This window comes from Campylobacter sp. 2018MI01, from assembly GCF_018501205.1.
Lineage (GTDB): Bacteria > Campylobacterota > Campylobacteria > Campylobacterales > Campylobacteraceae > Campylobacter_E.
In genome coordinates, this window is record NZ_JAHCZE010000062.1 from 1 (window position 1) to 8,933 (window position 8,933).

An 8,933-nucleotide genomic window follows, 5' to 3' on the forward strand; every position below is an offset into this window, starting at 1 on the left:
TAATCATTTCTTGAGTTATACATAGGCTTTATACATTCTTTCATAGCGAAGATATATTTGTTTGTATGTGCTTTAGTTATATCATTTCTTTCTATTTCAGTAGTAGCCGGTAGAACTAAATCAGCATGTCTTGCACTAGCAGTCCAAAATATTTCTTGCATGATAAAGCTATCAACTTTTTCAAATGCTTTTAGCATCCTATTTCTATCTTGATGATGGTGCATTGGATTACCACCAGCCCAATAGATACATTTTATATTAGGAAATACTTTTTTCTTTCCATTAAAATCATATTCTTTGCCAGGATTTTCAAGCATATCTACTATTCTTGAAACAGGAATTACTTCGTTTTCTCTATCGCTCCACTCTCCCTTAATACTAGGAACTGCACCAATACCTAATAATCCAGGAGAAGTATATTCTGGTTTAGCATTACCTAAACTTACAGAATTATCAGCCCCTGCATCGGCATCATGGTAGTGAAACCCATATCCACCACCATCAAGTCCAATTTGCCCTAAAACAGATGCAAGAGTTATCATAGCCCAGTGAGCTTGTTCTCCGTGATGAGCCCTTTGAAAACCCCAACCTGCCATAATCATAGTTCTATTTTTAGCCATAAGTTCTGCTAATTCTTTTATTTTTTCTGCTTTTATACCTGTGATTTTTTCTGCTAATTCAGGAGTTTTTGGATTATTCTCATCAAATAATCTTTCTTTTAATTTAGCAAATCCTACCGTGTATTTTTTAAGGAATTTTTCATCGTGAAGATTGTTTTTAATTAGATGATAACACATTGCTTCTACTAAGGCAACATCGGTTGTAGGATTAATAAATACTTGTTCTGCACCTAAAAATCTTGCTGTATGATTTACCACAGGGTCTATATTTATAACTCTAATTTTACCTTCTTTAATAAGTTCTTTTAATCTTTGTATATATTTATTTGTTCTATGCATTCCTACAAACCAATTTGGATGGTGTATTTGATTTGTAGTAAGAATATCTGCTGACCACATTACAATTACTTTTGAATGTTCTAATACATTATCCCAAGAAGTAACTTGTGCTGCTGATTCATCTACTCCAACTATATGTGGCGTAATAGCCCCAATGCAATGACACGAATAGCTTAAAACTCTAGCGGTATAACCACCTGTAATATTTAACATTCTATATATTAAAGTTTGTGGATTTCCAACACCACCAACTCCGTGCCAACCATAATTGCCACCATAAACAGCATTAGAGCCATATTTTTCATAAACTCTTTTAAGTTCATTAGCTACTAATTCATAAGCTTTTTCCCAAGTAATCTCAACAAATTCTTCTTTACCCCTTAAGCTTTTAGGAGCTTTTTCAAATCCTTTTTCTAAAACACTTTTTCTAACGCTTGGGTTTTTAATTCTATCTGGAGCATAGGTTCTAGCTACAACACCATTTAACATTGAACTAGGAGATTCATCTCCTTTAAATGGAATTACCCCTTCTAATCTTCCATTTTTAACTATAGGATGAAAAGCACCAAAATGCGATACAGACATACTTCCTTCAATGGAATTTGGCAATAAATTATTTTCACCAATAAAATCAACAGCACCTAAACTTGACGCACTAGCTGCTACTCCTGCTGCACCTTTTAAAAAGCTTCTACGAGATAACTTTTCCATAAATTCTCCTTTTAGTTTAAATAAAACTTAATTTTTTAAGTTATATAAAAATTATAATATTAAAATATGAAAATAAGTTAATGGAATAATTTTAAAAGCTTTATATTTATTAATTTGAATATTATTCTAAATATTTAAAAAAATAATCATTTCATTTCTTTTGACATTCTATAAATGAATGAAAATACTTCGGCAACAGCCTTATACATTGCAGGTGGGATTTCTTCTCCTAATTCTAATTTGCTTAATACTTCACATAATTCTTCATCTTCTTTAATAGGAATATTATGCTCGTTAGCTAATTTTATAATTCTTTCGGCGATTTCTCCGCTACCTGTTGCCATTACTTTTGGAGCATTATTTTTATCTTTGTTATAGCCTAAGGCTAGGGCTTTTCTTATCTTACTCATACTTTTTTATTAAATCCTAAGTCTAATGTATATTCATCTTCGTATTTGCTTTCTCTTAATTTACTGATAAAGAAATTAGAAGTAATTAAACCAGCTTTTCTTAAATCCTTTTTAAAACCCCTTGCGTGATTGATTAAGATTTCTCTAAAATTATCATTTTCTATCATCATATTAATATCTAAATATTTATCTTGATTTAAACCAAGCATAATATTAATAGCTCCAAGTCTTTTAAATTTCAGCTTAATTTGTGCGTAAAATTTATCTTCGCTATCACTTTTAAAACTAATATTTGATTCATCTAAATCATCTAAAGAGTAGGGCAAATATGTATTTACTTCATTATTTGCAACTGATATTATTTGGTTTAATTCTATTTGATTTAATAGTTTTTGACTCATATCATAAGCTGCTTTATTATCTTTTGCTAAAGCTACTTTTGAAGTTTGAAGCAGTATTGATTTAGCATCGTTTGAAATGGAGTTGTTTATATGTTCTGCAGTTCTAGTTACAACCTGATTTATATCTTTTTTGGCTTGATTTAAGTGAGTTTTTAGGCTTTTTATTTCTTGAGTATTGATATAATTTTTAAAACTTTCTTCATTTTTTAAATTAGCACTTAGTAATTTTGTCAAACTTTCAATTTTATTTTGCAAACTCAAATTCTCGCTATTTAAAATAGAACTTATTGTATTGTTTTGATTGATTGCTTGTTTGATTTCTGGATTATTTAACAACTTTAATTCTTGTTTAATATCTTGAGATTTTGTTATATCTTGTAAAGCTTTTAAATCACTTTTTATATCTTCACTTGATTTTTCTATAGGTTTTTCAGTAGCTTTTATTTTATCATCTGTGGTTTTAGAATTTAAATTATTGATTTTTTGATTTTCCTTATTTTCAAATTCTTTTGTTGTTTTTATTTCAATTTTATTAGTATCTTTAGTATAAATATCATTATTATTTTTTAGAATTTCTTTAATATTTTCAAGTTTGCTTAAAATATTATTCTCATTATTTGAAATTTTATAATTATTTTGCACATTTGATGGGTTATTTATGATTTCTTTTGCTAGATTTTTTATGTTTTGAATATCAGCTTTTAAACTTGCTAATTTTGGTAATATACTTTTTACTTTATCGTTTTTAACTTCAATATTTATTAGGTTTTTTATTTCTTTATTAATTTTATCTTCTAATTTATTTGCTACTTCAATTAGTTTTAGTGGTTCAGTATTTTTTTGCAAATACGCTCTAGCGTTTTTTAATAATTCTAAAGTTTTTATAACAGGGGTAGTGGTTGATTTATTTTCTAATTTTTGATTTATAAAATTTTCTAATTTTTCAAGGGATTTTTCGGCACTCATTTGCTCTTGACCAAGTTTAAAAATCTCACTTTTTAAATCACTTGTTTTGATATTTTTCATAAATGAAATAAGCCTAAAAAAGCTTTGTGGTAAGGCTTGTTCGTTTAGATTAGCCCTTAGTTTGCTCTCTAAAAATACCCCTGAATTATTTAAAGCTTGAAATAAGGCTTTTGAATCTTGCATTTTGGTATTTAATAAATTATCAAGTTTATTTACAAATACTTCTAAATCCTTATCCTTGCTTAAAATTGCTTTTAATTCTTTAATATCTTGAGCAATATTTTTTGAAATATTTATGTTTTTTGCATTTTCGCCTAGTTGGTTTAAATCTTTACTTGATTTTATTCCATCAAGTAATTTATTTACGATTTTTTTAAGACCTAGCTCTAGTGTTTCATCTTCGCTTAAGGCTTCATTGATTAATGAACTACCTTCTTTTAAGGGTTCTTTAATATCTTTTGTATCTTTTACATTGGGTTTTAAATTCCCTTGTTGCTTTAGCCCTAAATCACTATTTACTAAAGAATTTAAAGTCGTATTTATATTATTCATCGTTGCCTAAATGCACAAATTGACTTGGTTTTTGCTCAAATTCTATTCTATTTACAGCGTCAATTTTTGGTTGGGTAAGAGTAAAAATAGCTAAGAAAAACAATAAAACTATATAAACTAAAATATAAGCATTAGCTCCAAAATTACTTATCATAAAGCCTAAAATTATAGGAGATAAAACAGAGCTTGAAACATAAGCAAACATTAGCGTTCTTCCGATTTCAAGCATTTGTGAGCTTTCTTTTGCTCTATCGCTAGCCCTTGCAAGTGCTAAAGCATATACGCAAAAAAGCCCCATTCCAAGAAAAAAACATAAAATAAATATAGCAATTTTGTTACTTGCTAAAAAATATAGCCCTAAACTAGCAAAAAATGCAAGTATTACGCAAGATAAAATTGCTATTTTTCTACCATAAGTATCAGAAAATTTACCTATAAATAATTGTGCTATAAATCCGCCTAACATTGCTGTAAAAATTAGCAAAGATATATCTTGAATATTATAATTTAATGCTAGAAAATATGTCTGAGACATAGAAAAAAATCCATTCATTAAAAAGCCACCAACAAATGCTGATATAAATGCTAGTTTTGATACATTAAAAATATTTGGGATACTTATTTTACGCCTTTCTTTAAGGATAGGTTGTTTGATTTTTAACAAATTAAGCGGTAACGAACATAATAAAATCACTATAACAGCTATTATAAATACATTATTGTAATCTGGTTCAAAATATAACAATAATACTCCTATGGCAAAACCAGAATAAAATACTATTTCATAAATTGAGAGCATTCGTGAGCGAATTTCGTTTTTTGATTTTTGATTTATCCAAGATTCAATAATTACTAATAATGTATAGTATGAAAATCCTATTGTAAATCTTAAAATAGCCCAAAAATATATTTCTTTTGTAAATATATGCAAAATTGCAGCTATAGCAAATAGTGAAGTAAAAAAACCAAAACTTCTAATATGTCCTACTTTTTGAATTAGACTATGAGAAAAAAATGTGCTAATTAATGCACCAAAATATATGCTTGAACTTACTAATCCTACATAAAATTCATCATATCCAAGATTTTTTAGCAGTATAGAATTTGAGCTTAGTAAAAAAGAATTTCCTACAAACAATAGCAAAGATGCAAATAATAATGCTCTTAAAGAGTTGATTGTTTTTATCATTTAAATATCCTTACTAATAATAAGTTTAAAATTATTACAAAAGAACTTGCAAAAAAAGCAATTATATTAAAAAGCTTATTATTAATTAATATTAATACGAGTATTATAAAAAAAACATAGGCTAAAAATTTATATATATTTATAAATATTTTATAATGTTTAATTGCTTTAAAATTCTCTTTAATTCCTTTTTTTGGTATATAAATAGGGTTTGTATTTTGTATAAAAAATCTAGGTGTATTAGCAATTTGGAATTTAGGTAATGATTTTTTAAGGCTTAAATAGCTTAGAAATGGAATTATTAAATTAGCATAAAATGCTAGTTGGATACTATAAAAAGCATCTAAACTAGCAAAGTATAAACATAAAGCTATATTAAAAAATATTAAAGATATTACTAATTTATACATAAAACATTAACTTAGCACAAAGCACAATAAGAATAGCTAGAGTTAATGCTAGTGGGTGTATTATTTTGTTTAAAGGATTTGGTTTTTTGATTACGAATTTGAAAATTAAACTAATAGCTACCATTATAAAAATTAAGCTTGCAAAAGCAACTTTTAGCATAAAAATTTTCTGAAATGTAGTGTCAAAAAAGCCAATCTCGCTACCAACCCATCTACTCATCATCATACCGCCTGTAAGTATTAATAATACTACACAAATTGGCATAATCTTAATAGCTCTTTTAGTTATGCTTTCTTGAATTTGTTGTGCTAATTCTTGGCTTAGATTTTTCTTAGCACGACTAAAGATAACAACATCAAAAAACAAATAACCAACAAAAATAATCGCACAAAAAATGTGAATAATAAGTGCAAATGGATATAAACTTTCCATAAAAATCCTTTCATAATATTTTTAAATGAGATTATATTTGTCTTTTTTGTTTGTTTTATTGATTTAGCTTAATTATTATAAAAGTTTATTAATAAATTGTTCTAGGGCAAAATGCCCTAGATTATTAATCTACTTTAAAGTTTTCAATTTCATTGAAGTTTAGATATTTGTAGATATTAGCTTTTTTGCTATCGCTTATTTTATCATTTACTAATTCTAAATATTCGCTTGGGTTTGGTAAGCGACCAAGTAAAGCACAAACAGCAGCTAATTCAGCACTACCTAAATAAACTTGAGCACCTATACCCATTCTGTTATCAAAGTTTCTTGTGCTTGTACTAAATACAACAGCTCCATCATTTACACGAGCTTGGTTACCCATACATAAGCTACATCCTGGAACTTCAATTCTAGCACCTGCTGCACCATAAATTGAATAATATCCTTCTTTCGTTAGTTGAGCTTTATCCATTTTTGTTGGAGGTGCTACCCATAGACGAGTTTTAAGCATACCTTTACCTTTAATAACTTCTCCTAAAGCTCTATAATGTCCTATATTTGTCATACAAGAACCAACAAATACTTCATCAATATTTTGTGGGCGTTTGCTATCTGCTAATACTTCACTAAGAGTTGCTACATCATCAGGGTCGTTTGGACAAGCTAGGATAGGCTCTTTTATAGTATTTAAATCTATTTCAAAAATATGCTCATAGCTAGCGTCTTTATCAGCTCTTAATAATGTAGGATTATTAAGCCATTCTTGCATTCTAGCTTTTCTTCTTAAAAGTGTATTTTTATCTTCATATCCAGCTTCAATCATAGCATCAATTAAGCTTATGTTAGAATTTAAATATTCAGCTATGCTTTCTTTACTTAAATTAACACAACATGCAGCTGCGCTTCTTTCAGCACTTGCGTCGCTTAATTCAAATGCTTGTTCTACTTTTAGATTTTCTAAGCCTTCAATTTCTAAAACTTTACCAGCAAAAATATTCTTTTTGCCTTTTTTCTCAACCGTTAAATAACCTTCTTTTATAGCTACATAAGGAATTGCATTTACTAAATCTCTTAATGTAACACCAGGTTGTAATTCGCCTTTAAAACGAACTAAAATACTCTCAGGCACATTAAGTGGCATAGCACCTGTTACAGCAGCAAATGCTACAAGTCCTGAACCTGCAGGAAAACTAATACCTATTGGAAATCTTGTATGTGAATCAGCTCCAGTTCCAACTTCATCAGGCATAGCAAAACGATTTAGCCAACTATGAATTACTCCATCACCTGGTTTAAGTGAAACCCCACCTCTTGAACTCATAAAATGTGGTAATGTTGTGTGTGTTGTTACATCGCTTGACTTAGGATATGCTGCTGTATGGCAAAAACTTTGTAATACAAAATCAGCATTAAATCCTAAGCTAGCAAGTTCTTTAATCTCATCTCTTGTCATTGGTCCTGTTGTATCTTGACTACCAACGGTTGTAGTTTTTGGCTCTATATACATTCCAGGAACAACGCCTTCTAAACCACAAGCACGACCTAACATTTTTTGAGCTAATGTATAACCTTTAACTTTTACTTCAGGTTGAGATGGTTTTTTAAATATTTCTTCTTTTGGCATACCTAAAACATCTCTAGCTTTAGCACATAATCCACGACCTACGATTAGTGGAATTCTTCCACCTGCACGAACTTCATCTAAAAGAGTATTTGGATTTATTTCAAAAGTTGAAACAACTTTACCATCTTTTTTAATTTGTCCGTTTGCAATATCAACAACAAATCTATCTCCCATTTCAAGATTTGTAACATCACAAACTATTGGTAAAGCACCACTATCTTGAGCGGTATTGAAAAAAATTGGAGCAATAGTTTGTCCTAAAATCACACCGCCTGTGCGTTTATTTGGAACTCCTTTTATATCTTCACCTATGTGCCATTGAACTGAATTTATTGCTGATTTACGGCTTGAGCCAGTTCCTACAACATCACCTACATAAGCTACTTGAATGCCAGATTTTTTAAGTTCTTCTATTTTTTCAATACTACCTGGTTGTCTTCTAACTAGCATTGCTTGTGCGTGTAAAGGAATATCACTTCTAGTAAATGCTTCACTTGCTGGACTTAAATCATCTGTATTTGTTTCTCCATTTACTTTAAAGCATATACATTCAATTTCAGATGCTACTTCAGGTCTTTTAATAAACCATTCTGCATTAGCCCAACTTGTTAGAACTTTGGTTGCGAATTTATTTCCTTTTTTATGTAATTCAGCAACTTTATCAAAACCATCATGAACGAAAATAATATTAGTTAAAGCATTTGCAGCAAGTTCTGCAATTTCATTGTTTTCTAAAGCTTTAAGTAATACTCTTACATTATAACCTCCAAGCATTGTGCTTAGCATTGATATTGCTTCAGATTTATTTATACAGGTGCATTTACTATTGTTAAATAGTATTTTTTCTAAGAAATCACATTTAATAAGCGCAGAATCATCAACACCAACACCAACACGATTAGCTAATAAATCTTTTAATTTTTCGCTATTTTTATCGTTGTTTTCTAAAAGCTCACATAATTGTTTTGTCTGAGCTACATTTAAAACCAATGCAGGGACATTAAGAGCAGCACGCTCTTCAACTAATTTTTGGTATTCTTCTAAAAATGCCATATTAACTCCTTTAAAATTTTTAAAAAGATTATAAATGCTTTAGATAATAAAAAAGTAGTTTTGTCAAGAAAAATGTATAGGGTCTATATCAATTGTTACTTTTTGTAACTGTTTGTAGTATAAGGCTAGGTTACTTAGTAACATTTTTTTATTTGAACGGAGCAAAATATAATATCTATAATTATTGTTAATTTTTTCTATAGCTCATTTTCCATAGCCTATTAT

General features: G+C 28.8%; 7 protein-coding genes. All 7 read right to left on the reverse strand.

The window, feature by feature from the left end; translation table 11 throughout:
- Positions 1-1,670: molybdopterin-dependent oxidoreductase (locus tag KJQ97_RS08105; RefSeq protein ID WP_214120515.1), on the reverse strand; the 1,670-nt coding region annotated here is incomplete at its 3' end.
- A 146-nt stretch (positions 1,671-1,816) separates the two neighbouring features.
- Entirely contained in the window at positions 1,817-2,080 is a 264-nt protein-coding gene (locus KJQ97_RS08110) for a FlhB-like flagellar biosynthesis protein (RefSeq protein WP_214118364.1), read from the reverse strand.
- Positions 2,077-3,999, reverse strand: a complete 1,923-nt coding sequence (locus KJQ97_RS08115; RefSeq protein ID WP_214120516.1) for a hypothetical protein — start codon at positions 3,997-3,999, stop codon at positions 2,077-2,079. Before KJQ97_RS08115 ends, KJQ97_RS08110 begins: the two co-directional genes overlap by 4 nt.
- On the reverse strand, positions 3,992-5,188 hold the full coding sequence (locus KJQ97_RS08120; protein ID WP_214118368.1) for an MFS transporter: 1,197 nt from the start codon (positions 5,186-5,188) through the stop codon (positions 3,992-3,994). Before KJQ97_RS08120 ends, KJQ97_RS08115 begins: the two co-directional genes overlap by 8 nt.
- Complete coding sequence (locus KJQ97_RS08125; protein ID WP_214120517.1) at positions 5,185-5,598, reverse strand: hypothetical protein; 414 nt, start codon at positions 5,596-5,598, stop codon at positions 5,185-5,187. The genes KJQ97_RS08120 and KJQ97_RS08125 overlap by 4 nt, the downstream gene beginning before the upstream one ends.
- On the reverse strand, positions 5,591-6,031 hold the full coding sequence (locus KJQ97_RS08130; protein ID WP_214118371.1) for a copper resistance protein CopD: 441 nt from the start codon (positions 6,029-6,031) through the stop codon (positions 5,591-5,593). Before KJQ97_RS08130 ends, KJQ97_RS08125 begins: the two co-directional genes overlap by 8 nt.
- Before the next feature lie 124 nt (positions 6,032-6,155).
- Entirely contained in the window at positions 6,156-8,708 is a 2,553-nt protein-coding gene (locus KJQ97_RS08135; RefSeq protein ID WP_214120518.1) for a bifunctional aconitate hydratase 2/2-methylisocitrate dehydratase, read from the reverse strand.
- Between the last annotated feature and the right edge of the window lie 225 nt (positions 8,709-8,933).